At 74.9% G+C, this 21500-nt stretch carries 14 protein-coding genes; 8 read left to right on the forward strand and 6 right to left on the reverse strand.

Annotated features, from left to right (window positions below; all coding sequences use genetic code 11):
- Positions 1-87: 87 nt before the first annotated feature.
- The 3 genes from ACWDYF_RS23075 to ACWDYF_RS23085 all read right to left on the reverse strand — a co-directional run bounded on the left by ACWDYF_RS23075 (position 88) and on the right by ACWDYF_RS23085 (position 8423).
- Positions 88-3312 (reverse strand): ATP-binding protein, encoded by a 3225-nt coding sequence (locus ACWDYF_RS23075; protein WP_389466470.1) that lies wholly within the window; start codon positions 3310-3312, stop codon positions 88-90.
- Between the two features lie 319 nt (positions 3313-3631).
- Positions 3632-5782, reverse strand: coding sequence for a M4 family metallopeptidase (locus ACWDYF_RS23080; protein ID WP_451584301.1), 2151 nt, complete (start codon positions 5780-5782; stop codon positions 3632-3634).
- A 331-nt stretch (positions 5783-6113) separates the two neighbouring features.
- Positions 6114-8423 carry a TerD family protein gene (locus ACWDYF_RS23085; RefSeq protein WP_389466622.1) on the reverse strand — a complete coding sequence of 770 codons (2310 nt, stop codon included), beginning with the start codon at positions 8421-8423 and terminating at the stop codon, positions 6114-6116.
- Positions 8424-8969: 546 nt separating this feature from the next.
- On the opposite strand from ACWDYF_RS23085, the gene ACWDYF_RS23090 reads away from it, so the two are divergent.
- Both ACWDYF_RS23090 and ACWDYF_RS23095 read left to right on the forward strand, forming a co-directional pair.
- Entirely contained in the window at positions 8970-10523 is a 1554-nt protein-coding gene (locus ACWDYF_RS23090; protein WP_389466465.1) for a phenylacetate--CoA ligase family protein, read from the forward strand.
- A complete protein-coding gene (locus tag ACWDYF_RS23095) occupies positions 10520-11572 on the forward strand; it encodes a hypothetical protein (RefSeq protein WP_389466462.1) in 1053 nt (350 codons plus the stop codon). Before ACWDYF_RS23090 ends, ACWDYF_RS23095 begins: the two co-directional genes overlap by 4 nt.
- 467 nt (positions 11573-12039) lie before the next feature.
- Here the strand turns inward: ACWDYF_RS23095 and ACWDYF_RS23100 are convergent, their stop codons facing one another.
- Positions 12040-12771 carry a DUF7873 family protein gene (locus ACWDYF_RS23100; RefSeq protein WP_381742585.1) on the reverse strand — a complete coding sequence of 244 codons (732 nt, stop codon included), beginning with the start codon at positions 12769-12771 and terminating at the stop codon, positions 12040-12042.
- A 347-nt stretch (positions 12772-13118) separates the two neighbouring features.
- On the opposite strand from ACWDYF_RS23100, the gene ACWDYF_RS23105 reads away from it, so the two are divergent.
- A complete protein-coding gene (locus tag ACWDYF_RS23105) occupies positions 13119-14891 on the forward strand; it encodes a beta-ketoacyl-[acyl-carrier-protein] synthase family protein (RefSeq protein ID WP_381742583.1) in 1773 nt (590 codons plus the stop codon).
- 32 nt (positions 14892-14923) lie between these two features.
- Here the strand turns inward: ACWDYF_RS23105 and ku are convergent, their stop codons facing one another.
- On the reverse strand, positions 14924-16018 hold the full coding sequence (gene ku, locus ACWDYF_RS23110) for a non-homologous end joining protein Ku (protein WP_389466458.1): 1095 nt from the start codon (positions 16016-16018) through the stop codon (positions 14924-14926).
- A gap of 62 nt (positions 16019-16080) precedes the next feature.
- Between ku and ligD the strand changes: the two genes are divergently transcribed.
- Positions 16081-16962: a non-homologous end-joining DNA ligase gene (gene ligD, locus ACWDYF_RS23115; protein WP_389466456.1), complete on the forward strand. Its 882-nt coding sequence runs from the start codon at positions 16081-16083 to the stop codon at positions 16960-16962.
- 27 nt (positions 16963-16989) lie between these two features.
- Here ligD and ACWDYF_RS23120 read toward each other — a convergent pair whose 3' ends face one another.
- Positions 16990-17784 (reverse strand): nuclease-related domain-containing protein, encoded by a 795-nt coding sequence (locus ACWDYF_RS23120; protein WP_389466620.1) that lies wholly within the window; start codon positions 17782-17784, stop codon positions 16990-16992.
- Positions 17785-18012: 228 nt separating this feature from the next.
- Here ACWDYF_RS23120 and ACWDYF_RS23125 point away from each other — a divergent pair, with 228 nt between their 5' ends.
- The 4 genes from ACWDYF_RS23125 to ACWDYF_RS23140 all read left to right on the forward strand — a co-directional run bounded on the left by ACWDYF_RS23125 (position 18013) and on the right by ACWDYF_RS23140 (position 21492).
- Complete coding sequence (locus ACWDYF_RS23125) at positions 18013-18501, forward strand: protein-tyrosine phosphatase family protein (RefSeq protein ID WP_018571426.1); 489 nt, start codon at positions 18013-18015, stop codon at positions 18499-18501.
- 183 nt (positions 18502-18684) lie between these two features.
- A complete protein-coding gene (locus ACWDYF_RS23130; protein ID WP_389466453.1) occupies positions 18685-19485 on the forward strand; it encodes a hypothetical protein in 801 nt (266 codons plus the stop codon).
- On the forward strand, positions 19482-20810 hold the full coding sequence (locus ACWDYF_RS23135) for an ATP-binding protein (protein ID WP_389466450.1): 1329 nt from the start codon (positions 19482-19484) through the stop codon (positions 20808-20810). The genes ACWDYF_RS23130 and ACWDYF_RS23135 overlap by 4 nt, the downstream gene beginning before the upstream one ends.
- Before the next feature lie 130 nt (positions 20811-20940).
- Positions 20941-21492: an SH3 domain-containing protein gene (locus ACWDYF_RS23140; protein ID WP_389466446.1), complete on the forward strand. Its 552-nt coding sequence runs from the start codon at positions 20941-20943 to the stop codon at positions 21490-21492.
- Positions 21493-21500: the final 8 nt, after the last annotated feature.

Raw genomic sequence — 21500 nt, forward strand, 5'->3', positions numbered from 1 at the left:
GGACTGCACGGCCGGGGACGGCATCTGACGAGCCGTCTCGCCCATCGTCCGCCGCTGAATTTCGATGCCCCCCGCTGGTCCGTCCGCCTATCCCCCGGCCCCGCCCAGAATGATCCGGGTGATCTCCACCCGCGACCGCGCGCCCAGTTTCCGGTAGGCGCGGGTCAGGGCTGCTTCCACTGTCTTGACGCTGAGGGCGAGGCCCGTGGCTATCTGGCGGTTGGTGGCGCCCTGGGCGGCTCGGGTGACGACGTTGCGTTCGGTGGAGGTGAGGTGTTCGGACCAGGAAGGGGTTTCGGGGAGGGGGGCGGGGGCCGGGCGGTCGCGTTCGGTGCGGGTGAGGGTGACCCAGGAGCGGGCGCCGGCGCGGGTGAAGACGCGCAGGGCGTCGGCGAAGGCGGTGCGGGCGGCGGGCTCGTCGGCGCGGCGGCGGTGGAGGCGGGCGAGGGCGAGGCGGGTGCGGGCCTCTTCGAGGGGGTAGCCGGCGGCGTGGAGGCGGGCGGCGGCCCTCTCGTGGCCGGTGACCGCGCGGTCAAGATCGCCGCGGGCGGCGTCGACGGTGGCGGCGGCGCGGTCGAGGGTGGCGAGGACGCCGGGGCGGCCGAGGCGTTCGGCCTGGCGGCGGGCGCGGGCGATGACCGCGCGGGCCTCGTCGGTGGCGCCGGTGAGGGCCAGGGCCTCGGCCAGGTCGGCGTGCCAGCGCCGGGTGGCGGGGTCGCGCTGGCCCTGGGCGGTCTCCAGCCGCCCGGTGCGGGCGAGCAGTTCGGCCGCCTGGTGGGGCTGGCCGCCGAAGAGCCTGATCCGGCCCTCGGCGTGCAGGGCGCGGGGCAGGAAGAGCCGGTCGTCGTCGTCCTCGCTGTGCCGGCGGGCGGTCTCGGCCGCGGCGAGGGCCTGGCCGAGGGTGCCGCCCGCGGTCTCGGCGAGCGCGAGCGTGTACCAGGCGGGGCCCTGGCTGAGCCCGGCCTCCTCGGTGATGCGCAGGCTCTGCCGGGCGAGGGCGAGGGCCGGTCGGCAGCGGCCGCGCAGGAGTTCGACCTGGGCGAGGCCGTTGAGGCACTGGCTGAGGCTGTCCGCCGAGCCGCGCTGGCGCAGCGTGTAGACGAGGGTGCGCAGTTCGGTGCGGGCCTCGTCCAGTTCGTCGCGTACCAGGTGGAAGCGGTGTTTGAGATAGACGGGGCCGTTGTGGTGGGTCATGGCGTGCACGTCGTGCGGTGCGGCCAGGGCGGCGGCGAGGGTGGCCTCGGCCTGGGGCAGGCCGAGGAAGAGTTCCAGGGCGGCCTGCTGGGTGAGGGCCATGAGTTCGGTGCGGCGGTCGCCGGTGCGGGCGGCGAGTTCGGCGGCGCGTACGGCGTGCTCCCGGGCGCGGGCCGCGCAGCCGCCGACCATCCACGCGCGCCAGCTCATCCGGTAGTGGAGCTGGGCGAGCAGTCCGGGGTCGCGTCCCGCGTCGCGTACCGCCTCCGGGAAGACGTCGGCGATCTCGGCCATGGCCTGGCCGCAGGAGTCGATGACCACGTTCCAGGCGCGTACCCGGTCGGCGGGGCGGTCCGCCTCGCCCAGGACCTCGTAGGCGAGCTGGCGGGCGAAGTCGAAGTCGCCGGCCTCGATGCCGTCCTCGGCGGCGGTCAGGCGGCGGTCGATGTCGACGCGCGTCTGGCCGGCGGGTGTGTACTCGGCGGCCATCCGGCCGAGTCGCGCCGCGGTGCTGGGGGCACCGCGGCGGCGGGCGGTGCGGGCGGCGGCGTCCAGGCCGGCGGCCACGGCCGGGTCGGGTCCCGCCGCGAGCCGGGCGATGTGGTGGGCGCGTTCGACGGGGTCGTCGGAGGCGTCGGCGAGCGCGCGGTGGGTCTTCTTCAGCTGGTCGTAGGGGGTCACCGTGCGGAGCACCACGGGGGTCAGCGGGTCCAGGAACCTGAGGGCGCCGTGGTCGGAGCTCCGCGGGAGGTCCAGGAGGCCGTGGCGTACGCAGGTGTCCACGTCGGACTCGGCGTGCGGGCGCCCGGCCCGGCGCAGCAGTTCCACGGTGGGGCGGACGGCGGCGCCCGCGGTGACCAGGGTGCGCCGGGCACCGGCGGGCAGGGCGTCGATCCGGTCCAGGAGCGGGCGGCGCAGGGAGTCCGGGACGGGCAGCGGGTCGGTGGGTCCTGGCAGGTCGGCGCCGTGGATGCGGACGTGTTCGTCGAGGGCGGCGCTCAGCTCCAGGGCAGTACGCGGGTTGCCGCCGCTGGCCCGGTGCAGGCGGGCGAGGAGCGGGCGCGGCCAGGAGGGCTGGTCGTGCGCGTCGAGCAGTTCGGCGGTCTCGTGGGCGGTGAGCGGCGGTACGGGGATCCTGCGGGCCGGAGCCGGGCACAGCTCCTGTGCCTCGCGCGTGCTCCCGGTGCCGTCCGCGCGGTCGCCGGGGTGTCCGGGGCCGTCCGCCGGTGTGTCCGTGCGCAGGGCGACGAGGACACGGGGGCGCGGGTCGGGGCCGGGGCCGCAGCGCCGGGCGAGGAACCGGAGGATGTCGGCGGTCGGCGCGTCCAGCCACTGCGCGTCGTCGACGACCAGCAGGAGCGGTCCGTCGGCGCTCAGCCGGGTGAGGGCCTTGCGGACGGCGATGCGCAGGACGAGCGCGTCGCGGTCGGCGGCCTGAGCGGCTGCGGTGGCGGGGCCGGCCTCGGTGGCCGGACGGGTCATCGGGGACGGGAGGGCCACGGCGGACGCAAGGACCGTGGCGGACGGAGGGACCGTGGCGGGCGGAAGGACCATGGCGGACGGAAGGATTCCCGCGGCCGCAGCGGACCGACCGACCAGCCCCGCGCCCGCCCCCGCCCCTGCCCCTGCCCCTGCCCCCGCGACCAGCCCCGTCCCCGCCGCGAGGCCCGTCCCCGCCACGAGGCCGCTCCCGCCGCCGGGGAAGCCCCCCGGGCCCCACGCGCCCCACGCGCCCGGCACGCCCGGTGCGCCCGGCACACTCGGCACACTCGGCGCGCTGCGCAGCAGGGCCGCTTCGAGCACGGCCCGCTCGTGGGTGGCGAGTCCGCCGAGGGCGTCGTCCTCCAGCGGGGACAGCAGGTCGATGAGGCCGAGGTACGGGCTGTGCCGCTCGGCCGGGGAGGGCGAGCAGCGCAGGACCCGGTGGCCGCGGGCGCTCGCCTCGGTGACCAGTTCGGTGACGACGGTGGTGCGGCCGATGCCCGCGGGTCCGGTGAGCAGCACGCCGCCGCGGTCGCTCAGCTGGGCCCGGACGGTGTCGCAGAGGGCGTCGCGGGCGACGGCGGGCGGCCGCCGTCGTGCCGGGCCGTCCGTCGGCAGGGTGGTCGGCTCGGTCATCCGCAAGCCCTTCCGGACACAGCCTCGTCCATGACTCAGGTATGTCAGGGGCGGGTACGGGCGCGGGTCTGGTGACACGTGCGCGTACGGGCACCTGCACCGGAGCGCGTGCGGGTGCGGATACGCGCGCCGTTGCCGATCATGAACCTGCCATTCACACCGCGCCGAATGTAGGACCGCTCCCGGTGAAAGGTCAAGACCAATGAGCGGGGCAGCGGGGGCCGTGCGGAGGACGGCCGGACATGCGGACCGGGCCGCTGGTGGGGAGACCAACGGCCCGGCCGGGTAAGGGTGTTGCTCGTGCGTCAGCTGGTGCGGATCAGCAGGCGCCCTGGTCCGTCCAGACGGCCCAGGAGCCGGGCGCGCCCGGTTCGGCGCCGGTCGAGTACCACTGCGAGGACCACTTGTGGCCGTTGTACGAGACCTGGTCGCCCGGTGCGTAGGCGGTGGTCGCGCTCCAGGCCGGCAGGTTGCCGCAGCCCTGCGGCGGGGTGCCGCCGCCGGTGATGGTCCAGGTGAAGGAGGCCGAACCGGTGGCGTTGTCGGTGTTCTTCGCCGTGACGGTCACCGAGAAGGTGCCGGCGGTGGTCGGCGTACCGGTGATGCTGCCGGTCGAGGAGTTGATCGACAGCCCCGCGGGCAGGCCCGTGGCGCTGTAGCTGAGCGTCTTGCCGCCGGGGTCGCTCGCCTGGATCTGGAGGGAGACCGCGGTGCCCACCGTGCCGTTCTGGTTGCCGGGGCCGGTCACCGTCGGCGAGCCGGGCTGGCCGCCGCAGTTGCCGGGACCGGGGACCGGGTCGGCGCCGGTGACGCTGACCGCCGCCCAGGCGGCCTCGACGGTGTTGTACTCGGTGCAGTGCGCGCCGTACAGGTCGGCGGCGGCCTTCAGCGAGTCGATCCGGGCCTGGTGGTAGTTCTCGCTGCTGTTGGCGTAGGAGGCCAGCGCCTTGTACCAGATCTTGGCGGCCTTGTCGTTGCCGATGCCGGCCACCGTGGAGCTGTTGCAGGTCGGGCTGTTGCCGTAGCCGTGGTCGCCGCTGCCGACGGCCAGCAGGAAGAACCAGTGGTTGAGCGGACCCATCGAGTAGTGCGGGTCCAGGCTGCCGTTGCTGCTGTTCCAGCAGTTGGGCGACTGGCCGTCCAGGGACGGGTTGTACATGTAGCGCAGCGGGCGGTTGTCGCCGTTGATGTTGATGAGCTCGCCCATGGTGTAGTCGGGCGTGTCCACCGGGTTGTTGGCGTAGAACTCGACCATGGTGCCGAAGATGTCGCTGGTGCCCTCGTTCATGCCGCCGGTCTCACCGGTCTCGTCCCAGCCGGTGAGCGCGCCGCTGACGCCGTGGCTCATCTCGTGTCCGGCCACGTCGAGTTCGACCAGCGGGCGGGAGTTGCCCTGGCCGTCGCCGTACGTCATCTGGGAGCCGTCCCAGAAGGCGTTCACGTAGGCGTTGCCGTAGTGGGTGCGCGACGGTACGCCCCGGCCGTCGCCGAAGATGCCGTTGCGGCCCTGGACGTTCTTGTAGTAGTCGAACGTCTTCGCGGCGCCGTAGTGCGCGTCCACGCCGGCCGAGGCGGGGTCGCTGTTGGTGCCGTTGCCGAAGGTGCCGCTGGAGCTGGTGAAGACCGAACCGGTGCCGCTGGTCGCGTGGTTGAGGTTGGTCGTGTAGCCGTTGCCGTGCACCGGGTCCTGCATCGAGTAGCTGCTGCCGGACTGGCTGACGTCCAGGGAGACCTGGCCGCTGTAGATCGACCGGCCGGTGGCGGCGGCCGCGGCGGCGCCGGCCTGCGCGGGGGCGGCCCCCGTCGCACGGGCCGTACCCGCCGGTCCGGCGGTCTGCCGGGCGGCGAACGTGTCGACCTCGTCGCTGGTCCGTACGACCTTGCCGGTACGGGCGTCCACCAGGACGTGCAGCCGGCTCGGCGTCTGGTCCTGGCGTACGCCGCTGACGACGGTCTCCCAGACCAGGGCGGCGTCGCTGCCCTGCATGCGCACCGCGAGGTGCGAGGCGGAGACCGAGTCGACACGGCCCTCGAACGCCGCCCTCGACACCTTCGCGGCGCGGGAGGCGGGCAGTTCGGGCTCGGTGGACACCGTCGGGGACGTCTGCGCGCCGGTGGCCAGCGACGCGTAGGTGCCGTCCTTCTTCAGGTGCACGACGACGTCGCCGCCGTAGGTCGGCAGCCCCTTGTACGTACGGTCGAAGCGGACGGTGGCGGAACCGTCCCGGTCCACCACCAGGTTGCGGACCGAGAAGGCGTCCCCGGCGGCGCGGTGGGCGGCGCCCGCGTGGTCCGCGAGGACCTTGCGGGCGTTGTCCTCGACGCGGCTGCGGACGGCGGGTGCCGGGTCGGCCGTGTACGGGGCCGCGGCGAAGGCGCCCGGCCCGGCGGCCGGGGCGGAGGGATGCGGATGCGGCTGCGACCCCGGGGCCGCCAGGGCGGCGGGCAGGGCGATGGCGGACACGGACACGCAGGCCAGAGTGACCGTGAGAAGTCGCGCGGCTCTTCGTATGTCCATAGGACGGGGGGTTCCTTTCGCCTCGTGCAGGGGGTGCCCGCCGCCGGGGCGTGCGGCGGTGAGTACGGCGACGGCGGGCACCTGCGGGTGCTGTCGGCCCCGCCCCTCGGCGGAGCGGAGCCGACGCACGAGTGTCGGGATCCGGCGAGGGGGGCGGCCAGGCACTGCGACGAGGGAGAGGGGTTTCCCTATCCGGGCCGGGCCCCGCGAAGGGGGCCCGGGAGGGGGCCGGGACAGGGCCGAGAAGGGGCCGAGAAGGGGCAGGAGGGGCGGCGTGCGCGGGTCAGTCGGCCGCGGCCGGAGCCGGAGCCGCGGCCTGAGCCGTGACCGCGGCCGTGGCTGTGGCCGTGGCTGTGGCCGTGGCCTTCCGGGTGGCCGCGGCGCCCTGGCGCGGAACCGCCCGTTCCACGTGCACGGCCACGCTGGTGTAGAAGCGGTGCACCGCGTCGTCGACGCTGCGGATGAAGCCGGACTCGGCGTTGCCGCGCGTACTGCCCATGCTCTTGAGCAGGGAGAGCCGGAAGCCGGTGATGCGGCTGCCGCTGTCCTTCGGCAGCAGGTCGGCGGGCTCGGGCCGCAGCCGCTCCAGCGTCCCCCGGGGGCCGCCGCCCGACTGCCCCTCGACGAGGGTCTCGACGTGCAGGTCGGCCGGTGCGTCGGCCAGGCACCGCACGAGCCGCTTCGCCCAGGACAGCGGGTAGCCCTGCTCGGGGGCCGGCAACTCGATGGACGTACGCAGCTTTCCGGTGCGCAGGTCGGCGGTGACGGCGAGGACACCGGGCGTCCCCTCGATGCGCAGCTCCGCCTGGAGCCGCCCGTCCCGGCAGAGCCGGTCGGCGAGGAGACCGCGCCGCTCCCCCGGGTCCGCGCCGCGCCCGGCCCGCTGGACGGGCAGCACCTTGTGGCCGAGTTCGCCGCCCAGTCCGAGGCACACCTGCCGGATCAGCCGCTCCCAGCTCTCCACCACCTCCAGGGCGCGCGGATCGCCGTGGCACAGGGTGTCGTCGTCGATGCCGTTGCGTACGGGCACCCAGGCGGGGCCCATGTTCTGGAAGCCGTGGCAGCCGGAGTTCTCGTGCTGGAGGTAGTGCAGCAGTTCCTGGAGGAGCCAGGCGTGGGCGGCGTTGCCGACGCCCTCGTGCCGGATGAGCAGCTGGGCGTGGTGGGCGACCTCCGCCCAGGACAGCTGCCTGAGCGCCACCTTGTGCTTGCGGCGCCGGTCGATCTTCACGTCGACGAGCGGACTTCCCTCCAGGGCCACGTCGTTGGAGAGGGTGATCACGGCCTCGTAGCCGCGGCGGGCGGCGATGTCCATGTACGCCTGGACCTGCTCGGCCCTGAGGGCGTTGCCGTTGGTCTTGGTCTCCACCAGCGCCGTCCACAGCTTGCCGGCCCGCTCGACCCGGATGACGCCGTCGGGGCGGCGCGGTGAGTCGCCGTGCGGCAGCGTGACCTCGGTGAAGGTCTCCATCCGGCCCGCCGGGGCGCCGAACCCGGCGGTGAGCCGCCTGCCGAACTCCGGCACCTGGGCCATCACCGACAGCAGCACCGAGGTGGCGCGCGTCTCGCGGTCGCGGTCGCTCTTGAGCGCGGACACCGGGAAGAGCCGGGCGCCCCGCCAGGACTCGTTCTCGGCGAGGGACTTCCTGACCACCTTGGGCAGGGTGATCTTCTTCTTCGCCGTGCGCGGCCGCGCGGGGGCCGGGGCACGGGTACCGGTTGCGTCCGGCCCGACGTCGTCCGGCCCGGCGTCATCCGGCCGGCGCGGGGCCGGGACGGCTGCCAGCGGCTCCGCGAAGGCAGAGGCCGAGGCAGGAGCCGGAGCCGGGATCGGGCCCGTGGCCGGGACCGGGCCCGTGGCCGGGGTCTCGGTACTCCCGGCTACGGTCGCTCCGCCCCGGCCGCTCCCGGCGTCCTCGACCCCTGCGGCGGCCTCGGCGGCCTCGGCGGCCCCGCCCCCCGGCACGCTCTCGACGGCCTCCTGCGCCTCCTGCGCCTCCTGCGATTCCTGAGCCGCCTGGGCCTCTTGCGCCTCCTGCGCCTCCACCGCGTCGGCGTCGTCGTCGATGTCGACCCCGAAGTCCGTGGCCAGACCGGCGAGTCCGCTGTCGTACCCCTGGCCGACGGCGCGGAACTTCCAGTCCGCGCCCCGGCGGTACAGCTCGCCGAAGATGAGCGCGCTCACCGAGTCGACGCCGTCGACCGCGAAGCGGAGCAGCTCCTCGCCGGAGCCGTCCGCCAGGGTCAGACGCACGTCTTCGAGGTCGCCGAAGCGGGCCCGGCCGTACCGGCTCGCGGCCACGACCACGCGGTCGACCCCGGCGGGGACGGCGGACAGGTCGAAGCTGATCCGGTCCTCGCTGCCGTCGGCGGTCGGGGTCTTGCCCAGCAGCTGCACGCTCCCGTCGGCGGCCACCGGGTTGTTGTAGAAGTAGAAGTCGGCGTCGCTGCGGACCTTGCCGTTCGCGTCGAGCAGCAGGACGGAGACGTCCGCGTCGCCCTCGCCGGTCGGGCTCCCCCAGCCCAGACCGACGAGCACGGAGCCGGTGTCCTCGCTCAGGGCCGCCAGCGACACGTTCGCGCCCTTGATCATCTCTTGCACGGAATTACCCCCCACTGGAGCGAGCCTGGCGTGCCGGCCCCCTGCCGTCACGCCTGCCTGCGACGCGATGAGAAGGCGTCGCACGATCGTCACCGGTGACCGGGCCACCGGCGACGGCCGCCATTCTCACCCATGGCCGCATACGGACTCAGAGGTTCCATAAATAATCGAGTGTTCAGGCGATTTATCGGCGCATGACGTCTGGTGCGGGGCTCATGAACGTTTCTAGACTGCGGCTGCTTCCGGCCGGATCCGGTCGGTGGTGCGTTCGGCTGCTCGTTCGTCAACAGGCTCGCGCCGTCCGACCGGCGGCGCCCCGCGAGGAGGTTCCGACCATGGTGAAGCACTACGTGAAGTACGCCCTGAGCACCCTGTCCGCCGCGATGTTCGCGCACATGGCCTGATTCCGGGCCCGGTACGGACGGGGGCGAAGCGGCGGGCGCGGTGTGCGCCCGCCGCCCGGTTCTCCGTCCGTCCACCGCGACCGGCAGGCCGGCCCGTCGCCCGTCGTCCGTCGGCCCGTCAGGAGGGCTCTCCTTGTTCGGCACCGCCCTCAGTCAGCTCCGGTACGGCATGGCCGTACTGCGCAACAGCCGGATCCGGCCCGGGGACCTGGAGCGGATCGCCCGTGATCTGGTCGCCACCCTGGAGGAGTTCGGCGCGCCGGGCGCCGACTCGGCGCTGCTGCCGGGGCAGGCGGGGCAGATCGATCCCGAGGTGCGGCGCACGGTCACCAGGCGGAGCCTGCGGGCCACCGCGCGGGCGGCGGCGGAGCACACCGCCTACTACCGGCACCTGTTCGGGGAACTCGGCATCGATCCCGGCACACTCGACCCGTACGGTGACGGCGGCTCCGGGACCGGCAGTTGGTCACGGGTGCCCGTCACCCCGAAGAAGGCGCTGCGCGGCATGCCGGGCGCCTTCGTCTCGGCCGCCGCGCGGCCCGCGCTGATGGCGCTGACCACCGGGACCAGCGGCACACCCACCGCGGTCTGGTACTCACGGGCCGAACTCGACATCACCATCGCGCTCAGCACCATCTCGGCCGCCCTGGGCATGGGCCTGGGCCCGCGCGACACGCTCGCCTACGCCGGCTGCTCGCGCGCCACGCTGCCGCTGCTCAACGCCGAGGAGTCCACGACCCGGGTCGGCGCCTCCTTCGTCCAGTTCGGCACGCTGGAGGCGGCGCAGGCGCTGGACCGGCTCGCCGCGCCGCTCGGACTGCCGGGCAAGCACGGGCAGATCAGCCATCTCAGCACCTCGGCCTCGTATCTCTCCGCGCTGGTGCACCGGGCCGAGCGGGACGGCTGGCGCCCCGCCGACTTCGGGCTGCGCAGCATCGGGGTGGGCGGCGAGGTGCTGTCCCGGCCGCTGCGCGAGCGCGCCGAGGCCGTGTTCGGGGCGTCCGTCGCGACCTCGTACCTGATGACCGAGACGCTGCCCTCCGGGGGCACGCCGTGCGACCAGGGGCATCTGCACCACACGGCCGAGTTCGGGCATCTGGAGGTGCTCGACCCGCTGACCTGGGAGCCGACCCCGCCCGGCGGCACCGGCGTGATCGTGCACACCCCCTACGTCCCCTACCGGGAGTGCACCCTGCTGCTGCGCTACGCCACCGGCGACCTGGTCCGCCTGCCCGCCGCCGCGCCCGGCTGCGCGCTCGCCCATCTGCCCGCCACCTCGGAGATCCTGGGCCGCTGGACCGGCCCGCTCAGCGCCGCCGTCACCACCCGCGACCTGCTCGACCTCATCGAGGCGGAGCCCGAGGTGCCGCTGCCCGCCCGCTACGCGCTGACCGAACAGGCGGACGGCGGGGCGCTGTTGCACCTGCTCGTGCCGTCCCTGCCCGCGGCCGCGCTGCGCGCCCGGCTGGAGGAGCGGGCGGCGGCAGCGGGACTGCCGCTGGCGGGCCTGGTGCTGTACGACGACCGGTCGGCGATGCCGCCCACCACCGCGCTGCGCGCCGATCTGCGCGAGCACAGCTTCGAGACGGCGGCCCGGCCGCCCGGCGGCGCGGACCGGGCGGCGCGCACCCCGGCCGTGGCCGCGCGCGGCGGCGCACCGGCCGCCGAGGAGGGGAGCGGCACATGAGCGGAACCGCCCTGGTGGCGCTGAGCTGCTGCGTGGCCCTGCTGATGGCGGTGGCCGGCGGCTATCTGGCCAAGGTCGCGATGCCCAGGCCGCCGGTCGGGGTGTACGCCCCGGCGGATGTCGCCGTGCTGTGCGTCGGGGTGGTCGTGGCTCCGCTGCTGTACGGCGCGCTGCCGGGCGCGTGGGTGTCGGCGCTGTTCGGGCTGGTGTTCTGCGTGGCCGTGCAGTTCACGCTGGCGCCGCTGTGCTCGGGGCGCTGGGCGTGGTGCCTGGCCCTGGCGGCGACCGCGCTGACCGCGGGGGCCGCCGTCGCGGACCTGTCGGCCGGGGTGCGCGCCGGGACCGATGTGGTGCTGGCCGTGGCGGTGGTGGGGGTGGCGAACCTGTGGGCGCAGAGCGGGATGCGCTCGGCCCATGTCGCCGCGCTGGCCGCCGCGTTGACCTGTTACGACCTGGTCGCGACCACGCTGACGGATGTCACCGGCGACTTCTTCGCGCAGGTGCGGGGACGGCCGTTCGCCCCGCTGCTCGCCCTCACCGGCGGCGCGCATCCGGTCGCGGTCGGCCTCGGGGACCTGCTGCTGCTCGTGCTGTTCCCGCTGGTCGCGGCGAAGGCGTACGGGCGCCCGGCGGCGCTGCTGGCGGGGGCCGTCGGGGCCGTCGTCACCAGCGCGATCAGCGTGCTGTTCGCGGTGGGCGCGCTGACGGAGGGCTTTCCGCTGCTGACCGCGCTGGGGCCGCTGATCGTGGCGCAGCACCTGGTGTGGTCGCGGCGGGCGGGCGGTGAGCGGACCACCGCCGAGTGGCGGGCCGGTGCCGCGGGGCCGGCGCCGCGGGCGGGCGCCGGGGGTGCGGAACCGGACGCCGTGCTGGCCGCCGCGGTCGCGGCGACGCTGCGGGAGGGCCCGAACGAGGTTCTGCCGGAGGGCGGTTGGGTCGTGCTGTGCGAGGGGCGGGTGGTCGGGACCGGGGCGTCCCCCGGGCTGGCCCGGCGTGACGCCCGCGAACGCGGGGAGGACACGGGGCCGCTGGTGGCGCGCCTCGTGTGAGCGCGCACGACGTACGGCGGCGGGAGCGGGCAGCCGGGCGGCCGGGCGGGAATGCTGCGGGCCCCGGAGACGCGGCGGGACCCGGGAGACGTATCCAGCTCCCGGGTCCCTGGGGATGCCACCCCATTGCGCACGCCGATGGCGCTTGAAGAGTACGGATCGGGTTCAAGCCTCCGTGTTCTTCCCTTGAACTACCGCACTGCGGAGAAGTGCAGGCGAGATTCGAACTCGCATCCGGCGACGGTCGTCCGTACTCGGTCCCACCGGCGATCGGTGGCGAATGCTGAAGCTGGAGCGAGAGTCTGAGGCTGAGCACGGTCACGGTCTTCGCCGTGGCCGTACGCGTCAGGCTGAACGTCAGTTTCAGCTTGCGCTCATGGCGCGCACCGGTCCTCAATCCGGTCCGCGCCCGTCACGCACCCCCGCGCTCGCACGCGGGGGCGATCATGGGGCTGCCCGTCGCCCGGTCAGGCGAACAGGTAGCCGAACACCGCCTCCCCGGTCCGCCGGTCGGTGATCTCCGTGCCGTTGGCCTCCTCGCGGGCGAACTTCACCGCCTGCTGGAGCTTCTCCACCCGCTCCAGCAGCTCGTTCACCCGGCGGGCGGGCAGGGCGCCGGAGAACTTCACCGTGGTCCAGTAACCGATCGGCACGTCCTCGTGGTACACCTCGACCTGGGCGGGGTGCTTCTCGGTGGCCTCCGCCTTGACGTGGTTGCGCGGCACCTTCTTGGTGCGGATCGTGCGGACCGGGTCGGTCTTCCACCAGTCCGTCGACGGGTCCAGCGACCAGGACTCGGCCGCGTCCAGCACGGGGAGCTTCTTGACGAAGGCGTGCAGCTCGGTGAGCTGCTTCTCCAGGAAGAGCAGATAGCTGACCGGGACCTCGGCGAGGATCGTGCGGCCGTCCACCGTGACGTCCGCGCACGCCGTGCGGTTCGCCCAGTCCTTCGTCGCGGTCACGTCGAACAGCCGCGTCAGGGACGCCGACATGTCCCGCAGGATCTCCTCGGCCCTCACCTGCACCCGCGAGGACTCGGGCGGCAGCTGCTCGCCCTCCTCGTCCTTCGGCTGGTACGTCCGCGAGATCCCGGCGAGCAGCACCGGCTTCTGCACCTTCTGGTGCGCCGCCGCGCTGTCCTGGAGCGCTTTGCTCTTGACGCCCTTCTCCACGGCGATGATCTGATTCAGCTTGGTCACGGTTCCCCCTTCGAGCCCGATCAACGTAGCCCGCGGGGAGCCGAGTCCTCACCTGGTTTTCTCCGCCGAGACCGCTCCGGCCTCCACCCGCGCATCTGACGTGCCGTAGGTCACACGGCATCACCTCGCCCCAGCGCGCGGCAGTGACCTGGCGCACAGGCGGGGGTGCGGTGGGCGGCCAACTCCTGGGGTGTTCATGGGAGTTGCGGGTATTCGTACATCCGTCCTGTTTGGGACTCACGTCTATTTCCGTCGTTTTTCTGCTTTTTGTCCCTTTCACTCGAATGGTCCGCCGAACGACACCTCGGGTCACAGGAAGCAGTGCACTTATGTCTCATTCGTTCGAGATGCCAGAAGTCCCCCTCGCCCCCCACGCAGTGACCGCCGCCGAGGTCGTCCCCGGTGATCTGGTCGCCCTCTCGCGGGACGAGGCCGAACGGCGGCAGTGGTGTGCCGTGCTGCACACGCTGCCCGAGTCACCGGAGACGATCCGGGTGACGCTGCGCCCGCCGCTGGGCGGTCCGGACCGGGAAGAGGTCCTGGCGCGGGGGCAGGAGGTGGTCGTCGCCGGGCGGCGGGTGGATGCCGCGGCCGTGCCCGCCGTGTCCTCGCCCCGGCTGGACGCCGTCGAGTTCCGGGACGGCGACACCGTCACCCGGCTGCGCGCCGTCGACCCGGAGGGCGTCGAGGTGACGTACCAGCGGCGGTGGGGCCGCTGGCACCGCGACCTGGACTCCCGGACCACGGAGACCGTGACCGACGACGCCGTGCGCGGCTGGGCGGCCGACGCCGATCACGCCGGATACGTCGTACGCCATCACGCGCGGCCGACCCGCCGGCCCTCGGAGGCCGGGCCGCGGCGGGTCGTCGTGACCGGTCTCGGTGCCATGACCCCGCTGGGCACCGGGACGGGCGAGCTGTGGCAGGGGCTGCTCGACGGGCGGCACGGGATACGGGAGCTGCCGGACGAGGAGTTCGCGGAGCTGCCGGTGCGCACCGCGGGTGTCGTGCCCGTGGACCCGGCCGGACTGCTGCCCCGGGCCGCGGCCCGGCGGATGAACCGGGCCGCCCAGTTCGCCGTGCTCGCCGCGCGCGAGGCGTGGGGCGACGCCGGGTTCACCGAGGGCGGCACCCGGGAGAGCGGGCTCGACCCGGAGCGGGTCGGCGTCAGTCTCGGCGCGATCCTCGGCGACGCCTCCGTCCTCGTCGGCGGCGACCGCAAGCTGCGCGACAGGGGCCCGCGCGCCGTGTCCCCGCTCACCACCCCCATGACCGTGCCCTCGCAGGCCGCCTCACAGGTCTCCCTCGACCTGCACATCACCGGCGAGGCCCGTACCGTGACCAGCGCCTGCGCCTCCGGCACCGAGGCGATCGGGCAGGCCATCGACCGGATCCGGTACGGCCGCGTCGACGTGGCCCTGGCCGGGGGCGCCGAAGCGGTCGTCACCCCGGCGATCATGGCCTCCTTCGCCGCCATGCGGGCCCTGTCCGACCTGGGTCTCGAGGACGGGACCTCGCCCTCGCGGCCGTTCGCCGCGGACCGGGCCGGGTTCGTCAACGGCGAGGGCGCCGGGATCCTGGTCCTGGAGGCGGAGGAGCACGCCCGCGCCCGGGGCGCCCGGATCTACTGCGAGGCCGCCGGGTGGGGGCTCTCCGCCGACGCCCACCACATGGCCGCGCCCGACCCCTCGGGCAGCGGGGTCGCGCTCGCGCTGCGCCGGGCCGTCCGGGACGCCGGTGCGCACGTCGTCGACGTCGTCCATGTCAACGCCCACGCCACCGCCACCACCGAGGGCGACCTCGCCGAGGCCGGGGCGCTGCGGGCGGTGCTCGGAGCGGGCGGCGGCGGGGTGCCGGTCACCGCGCTCAAGGGACACCTCGGGCATCTCCAGGGTGCCGCGGGCGGGGTCGAGGCCGTCGCCGCGGTGCTCACCCTGCACAACGGGGTCGTGCCGCCCACCGTGGGCTGCGCCCGGCCGGACGAGGAGATCGGCCTCGACGTGGTGACCGGGGCCCCGCGCGCCCTGCCGGAGCGCGGCGATCTCGTGCTCAGCAACTCGTTCGGGTTCGGCGGCCACAACGCCGTCCTGGCGCTGCGGCGCCTTCCCCGGAGCGCGTGAGCGAGCGGGAAGCGGCGGGAGACGGCGGTGCGCTAGGCCGTGCGCTTGCGGGCCGCCGTCTTCTTCGCCGGGGTCTTCTTCGCGGCCGTCCCGGCGGAAGAGGCCGTCTTCTTCGACTGCCCCGCCTTGGTGCCGGACGCGGACCCGGCGGCCGTCTTCCTCCCGCCCGAAGCCGTCTTCTTCGCCGGGGACGCGGACTTCGCGGCGCGCGACCCGGACTCCTTCCCGGCCGCCGCCTTCTTCGGGGCGCCGCGGGTGCTCTTGCGCCGAGGGAGGTGTCTGACCTCGGCCTCCGTCTCCCGGCCGCCCCCGTCCGCGGCCTCCTCCCCCGTGTCCTCCCCCGCCGCCTCGCCCCGGGACCTCTTGGCCGCCCGCACGCTGTTCTCCAGCGCGGCCATCAGGTCGAGCACCTTGCCGCCGGGGGCCGGTCCGGGGGTCTCGGGCGGGGCCTCGCCGGCCGCCTTCGCCGCGATGACCTCCTCCAGCGCCTCGCGGTACTCGTCGTGCAGGTCCTCCAGGTCGACCTCGCCGAGGGTGTCCATCAGCGCGTCCGCGAGGTCCAGTTCCTTGTCCCGGACCGTGACGTCGGTCTCCGGGGCCACGCCCTGCGGGGCGCGGATCTCGTCCGGCCAGAGCAGGCCGTGCATCACGATGACGTCGTCCACCACCCGCAGCATGCCCAGCCGCTCGCGCCCGCGCAGCGCGAACTTCGCGACGGCCACCCGCTTGCTGCGCTTGAGCGCCTCACGCAGCAGCGTGTACGGCTTGGCGGCCGGGGCGCCGCTCGCCGCCAGGTAGTAGGAGTGCTCCAGCCGGAGCGGATCGATCCGGTCGGCCGGGACGAACGCCACGATGTCGATCGTCCGCGCGGTCGGCAGCGGCAGATGGGCCAGGTCCTCGTCGGTGATCGGGATGATGCTGCCGTCCGCGTCCTCGTACCCCTTGCCGATCTCCCCCTGGGAGACCTCGCGGTCCTCCAGTTCGCACACCTTGCGGTAGCGGATCCGGCCGCCGTCCTCCGTGTGGATCTGGCGGAAGGAGATGGTGTGGTTCTCGGTGGCGTTCACCAGCTTGATCGGGATGCTGACCAGGCCGAACGAGATGGCGCCGTTCCAGATGGATCGCACGTGCAGCACCTTCCGGGCCGGATGTGTTCGTTTTCACCTGAAGTACATGCTTTTCTTATCGTATGGCGCCGATCACGGACGTGGCGGGCCGACGGCTCGCGCTCAGCAATCTGGACAAGGTGCTGTATCCCGCGACCGGTTTCACCAAGGGCGAGGTGCTGCACTACTACGCGACCGTCGCCGAGGTGCTGCTCCCCCATCTGCGCGACCGGCCGGTGTCCTTCCTGCGGTATCCGGACGGCCCCGACGGCCAGGTCTTCTTCACCAAGAACGTGCCGCCCGGTACACCCGTGTGGGTGACGACGGCCGAGGTGCCGCGCTCGGCGGGACCGGCCCGGATGGTGCTCGTGCAGGATCTGCCGAGCCTGATGTGGGCCGCCAACCTGGTGACGGAGTTCCACGCCCCGCAGTGGCGGGCCGGGGCACCAAAGGAGGCGGACCGGATCGTGTTCGACCTCGATCCGGGGCCGCCCGCGACCGTGGCCGACTGCGGCGAGGTGGCGCTCTGGCTGCGCGAGCGGCTGGCCGCGGACGGGATCGAGGCGTACGCGAAGACCTCCGGGTCCAAGGGGCTGCACCTGCTGGCCGCGGTGCGCGGCGCCTCCGGCGAGCGGACCTCCGCGTACGCCAAGGAGCTGGCCGTGGAGGCGGAGCGGGCGATGCCGGGGCTGGTGCTGCACCGCATGACGCGCAAGCTGCGGCCGGGCAAGGTCTTCGTCGACTGGAGCCAGAACGCGGCGCGCAAGACGACCGCCGCGCCCTACACCCTGCGCGCGCGGGCGCACCCCACCGTCTCCGCCCCGGTGACCTGGGAGGAGATCGCCGGGTGCCGGGCGCCGCGGCAGCTCCGCTTCGAGGCCGGGGACATCGCGGACCGGGTACGCGACCACGGGGACCTGCTGGCCCCGCTCCTTGATCCGGCGCGGGCGCACGCGCTGCCCTAGCCGCGGGCGGCGCCGTTCAGGCCAGGGTCAGACCCGGGTCCACGTGGCGCGGTCGCGGGCCATCGCGTGCAGGGCCTCCACGTCCGCCGGTTTGAGTACGCCGCCCAGGCGCGCCAGGCTCTCCAGGTCCGCGTCCCGCAGCACGCGGACCCCGCGCGGCGGGGCGGTGACCCTGAGGTCGGCGGGGGCGGCCAGGGCCAGCAGCGGGTGCACCTCGGCGGTGAGGGCGAAGGAGGCCCGGTCGGCGGCGGCGCGGACGCGCCGGATCAGGGGCTGCGGCTCGTGGCGGCCCAGCGCGACCACCGGGTCGGCCACCCGGACGCGCTGCTTGCGGGCGTACACGCTGTGCACGGCGAACAGCCCGCCGGGGCCGATCGCCAGATGGTGGATGCGGTCGCCGCCGGGCAGCGGCAGGGAGTGCAGGACGCGCCAGCCGGCGCCCTCCAGCCGGTCCAGCGCCTCGCCCGCCGCGCGCTCCGCCGCGAGCGCCCGGCGGCGCGGGTCGGCGCGCAGGCGGTGGGCGGGGGCCGGGTCCCGTTCGAGGGCGACGAGCAGGGCCTCGCCGGGGCGGTTGGGCGCCAGGTCGTCGTCGGGGTGCAGGCTCAGCCGGGCCAGGTCGGCGCGGGTGGGGACGGGCGGCGGACCCACCGCGACCGGACCGGCGAGGAAGGGGCCGAGCGCCTCCAGCACGTCCTCCCGGGCGTCCTCGGCCAGCAGGTGCACCCGGGCCGCGTCCCGGTCGTACCAGGCGGCGGTACGGCCGTCGCCCGCGCAGACGTAGAGCCGGTCCGGCTCGTGACGGCCGCCCGGTACGACCCGCAGGCGCCCCGGGCCACTCCCGCCGTGCCGTCCGGGCTGTCCGGGCTGACTGGGCTGACTGGTCTGTCCGGGCTGCCCGGGCTCCCGACGTGATGCGCTCATCCACCATCACCCCTACGACCATGGGAACAGGCGGGGTGCTCCCGGGGCAAGAACGCGGCTACCTTTGAGGAGCCGTGGGCGGGGAGTTGGGGAGGTGCGCCGTTGCCGACCGGTGGAACACGGCCCTTGGTGCCGGCTCCGGAGAGCCCGTGGAACGAGATCGTGCCCGGCCTGTGGATGGGCGGACACGAGGTGCGGGACGGTTCCGGGCGCTCGGCCCCGGTCGTCGTGCGCGACGAGTTCGACCTGGTGCAGACGCTGCTCAGGCTGCCCGGCCACGGTCCGGCGACCGGGGTCGCCCACCAGGTGTGGCCGATCCCGGACGGACCGCTGGACGCCACCCAGCTGGCCGGGGTGATGCGGCTCGCGCAGGCCGCCTGCGCCGCGCTGGACGACGGCCGGCGGGTCCTGGTGCGCTGCTGGTCCGGGTACAACCGCTCGGGCCTGGTCGTCGGGCACGCGCTGATGCTCCGGGGCAGCGGGGCCGACGAGGCGATCGGGCTGATCCGCGCCCGCCGCTCGCCCTGGGCGCTGCACAACGAGCTGTTCGCCGACTATCTGCGGGCGGGGCTGGCCACGGTCCGGCTGCTGGAGGAGCTGGGGGAACCGGCCGAGTAGCCGCCCGCCCCGCGGAGCCGAGCCGAGCAGGCCGAGGGGCCGCCCGACCCGCAAAAAGGACGTCCGTACGAATAATACGAATATGGTGGACGAGACCCGGAGGCACGGGTCCCGTCCCCGACCGCCCCGACCGGGCCCGCCGTCCCCGGTGCGGCCCCGACCCCCGTCCCCCTCCGGAGAACAGTGTTCCGCAAGCGCCCCGCCCGCGTCACCGCCGTCGTCGCCCTGCTGCTGGCCACGGCGGCGGGCTGCGGCGACGCGGGCGGACTGCGGGCCGCGGGCAGCACCGAGACCGCCGTCAGCCCGGCCCGGCTCTGGCCCTCGCTGCGCCCGGCCGCCAGCCCCGCCTGGCCCTACGACGAGGTGCAGATCGAGACGGTCAAGGGGATCACCGCCCCCGGCGACGACATCCGCCAGGTCGACCCGGTGGCCGTCGTGCGCGCCGAGATCGCCGCGCATCCGGGCGACTACCAGGGCGCCAAGGCCCCGTACCGGGACACCGGCGCCCGGCTGGCCGGGTGCGGGGCGGGGCCCGGCCACGGCGACTGCCCGGTGCTGCGGCCGTACTACCGCGACCTGACCGGTGACGGACGCGACGATCTGACGCTGGGCTTCCGCCTGTATCCCACCAACCAGACGGCCGTGCGCGTCTACACCTTCGAGGGGCACCGGCTCGTCCAGGTGTTCGCCAACGACGACGCGGTGATCGGCGTCGAACTGGCCGGGCGCGCCGTGATCATCCGCTCGCCCGCGGGGATCGCCGGGTACGAGTACCGCACCAGCTGGTCCTGGGACGCGGACCAGCGGGCGATGGTGTTCACCCGGGACGAGTTCCTGCGCACCGGGCCGCACAAGCCGACGCGTGCGCGCACCCCGGCGCCCACCGCCCCGCCGTCGCCCGTGCCCCGGCCCGCCCCCAGCGAGACCCCGGCTCCGGCCCCCGGCCTCACCCCGTCCGCGCTGCCGGGCGAGAGCGGCCGATGAGGGTGGCGCTGCCCCGGTGGGCCGGGTCGCTGGGCGCGAAGGCCGCGGCCTTCATCACGGTGATGTGCTGCGCGCTCGCCGCGCTGCTCGGCATCCTCGTGCATGTGTCGGTGACCGACCAGACCGTCGGCCAGGCCCGCGAGCTGGCGCTGTCCCGGCTGAAGGACGCCACGAGCGCGTTCGAGTCCGGGGACACGCCGCTGCCCGGCACCGGCGTCGACCCGGCCGGGCTGCCGCCGTCGCTGCGGCGGCTGGCCGCGAGCGGGCAGCGCGGCACGGTGGTCGGGCGGCACCACGGGCGGCCCACGATGTGGGCGGCCGGACCCGCCGACCACGGGCGGGTGCTGGCCGTCGAGGTCGACTACTCGCAGCAGGCGCACACCATCGCCGGTCTGGACAACGCCATCCTGTGGTCGTCCGGACTGGCCATCGGGGCGACGCTGCTGGTGGGCGCGTTCGCCGTGACCCGGGTGACCCGGCGGCTGCACGCGACGGCGCTGGTGGCCCGCCGGATCAGCACCGGCGACCTGGACGCGCGGGTGAACGACCCGCTGACCCGCGACCGCTCGCGCCCGCAGGACGAGGTGGCCGCGGTCGCCGCCGCGCTGGACTCGATGGCCGCATCGCTCCAGGGCAAGCTGCTGGCCGAGCAGCGCTTCACCGCGGACGTGGCGCACGAGCTGCGCACCCCGCTGACCGGACTGCACGCGGCGGCCGAGCTGCTGCCGCCGGGCCGCCCCACGGAGCTGGTGCGCGACCGGGTGGCGGCGCTGCGCACGCTCACCGAGGACCTGCTGGAGATCTCCCGCCTCGACACCGGGCGGGAGCGGGCCGCCCTGGACGCCGAGCACCTGAGCACGGTGGCGCGGCGGGCGGTGCGCGCGGCGGACGCGGCGGCCGGGGACGGCACGCGGGTCAGGGTCGTACGGGACGTGTACGTGGAGACGGACCGGCGGCGGCTGGAACGGGTGCTCGGCAATCTGGTGGCCAACGCGCACCGGCACGGCCGGCCGCCGGTGGTGCTGACCGTGGACGGTCCGGTGGTCACGGTGCGCGACCACGGTGACGGCTTCCCCGCGTATCTGCTGGAGCACGGGCCGCAGCGGTTCCGCACCGAGGGCGGCGCGACGGGGCACGGGCTCGGCCTGACCATCGCGCGCGGCCAGGCGGAGGTGCTGGGCGCCCGGCTGGGGTTCGCCAACGCGGCGGACGGCGGGGCGGTGGCGATCCTGACGCTGCCGCAGAGCCCGCCGGAGGTCCCCGGGGCCCCGGCGGCGGCCGACGGGCCGGAAGCGGGGACGGGAGCACCGGGCGACCCCGCCTGACGGCATTTCAGGTGACGTCCTGCCCGCCTCCGCAGCGTGGCGGGACGGCCCCGGCCGATGCGCTCCTAATGTGGCGGCATGTCAGACAAGTCCACTTTCCTGGACTTCGCCGCCCCACTGGAGGTCGTCCGTGTCCTCGCACTCCCCGCGCTCCCCGCACTCCCCCCGCGCACCGCGCTCCCCCCGCACCGCGCTCGCCCGGCTCGCCGTGACGGCCGCCGCCGGTGTCCTGCTGGCCGCCGCCGTCGCGCCCGCCGTCGCCGACGAGGACGGCCGGGCCGTCCCGGCGGGCACCCCCGCCCCCGCCGCCGGAGCCGCCACCACCCCCGCACCGGCCGCCTCGCCCACCTCCACCACCTCCCCCTCCTCCGCCGCCCTCCCCGCGTCCACCGCCTCGCCCACCGCCACCGCCCCCGCGCAGAGCGGCACGCCGGACAGCGCCACCCGCTTCTACCGGGGCCGGGTCACCGCCCGGGGCGGGCTCGCGCTGCGCTCGCGGCCGGACCGGGGCAGCCAGGTGCTCCGGGTGGCCCGCCAGGGCGAGACGGTCTGGATCTACTGCAAGACGAACGGCGCGAACGTGGACGGCAACCACCTGTGGTACCTCCTCGCAGACGGCACCTGGGCCTGGGGCTCGGCCCGCTACATCGACAACATCGGGCCCGCGCCACGCTGGTGCTGACCCGCACG

It is taken from the genome of Streptomyces sp. NPDC003284 (assembly GCF_053589675.1).

What these genes read in the sequence shown, in the direction of transcription:
- ACWDYF_RS23085 (WP_389466622.1), bottom strand. Translation starts at nt 8,423, where the DNA reads ATGATCAAGGGCGCGAACGTGTCGCTGGCGGCCCTGAGCGAGGACACC.
- ACWDYF_RS23135 (WP_389466450.1), top strand. Translation starts at nt 19,482, where the DNA reads ATGAGGGTGGCGCTGCCCCGGTGGGCCGGGTCGCTGGGCGCGAAGGCC.
- ligD (WP_389466456.1), top strand. Translation starts at nt 16,081, where the DNA reads ATGGCGCCGATCACGGACGTGGCGGGCCGACGGCTCGCGCTCAGCAAT.
- ACWDYF_RS23075 (WP_389466470.1), bottom strand. Translation starts at nt 3,312, where the DNA reads ATGACCGAGCCGACCACCCTGCCGACGGACGGCCCGGCACGACGGCGG.
- ACWDYF_RS23105 (WP_381742583.1), top strand. Translation starts at nt 13,119, where the DNA reads ATGCCAGAAGTCCCCCTCGCCCCCCACGCAGTGACCGCCGCCGAGGTC.
- ACWDYF_RS23095 (WP_389466462.1), top strand. Translation starts at nt 10,520, where the DNA reads ATGAGCGGAACCGCCCTGGTGGCGCTGAGCTGCTGCGTGGCCCTGCTG.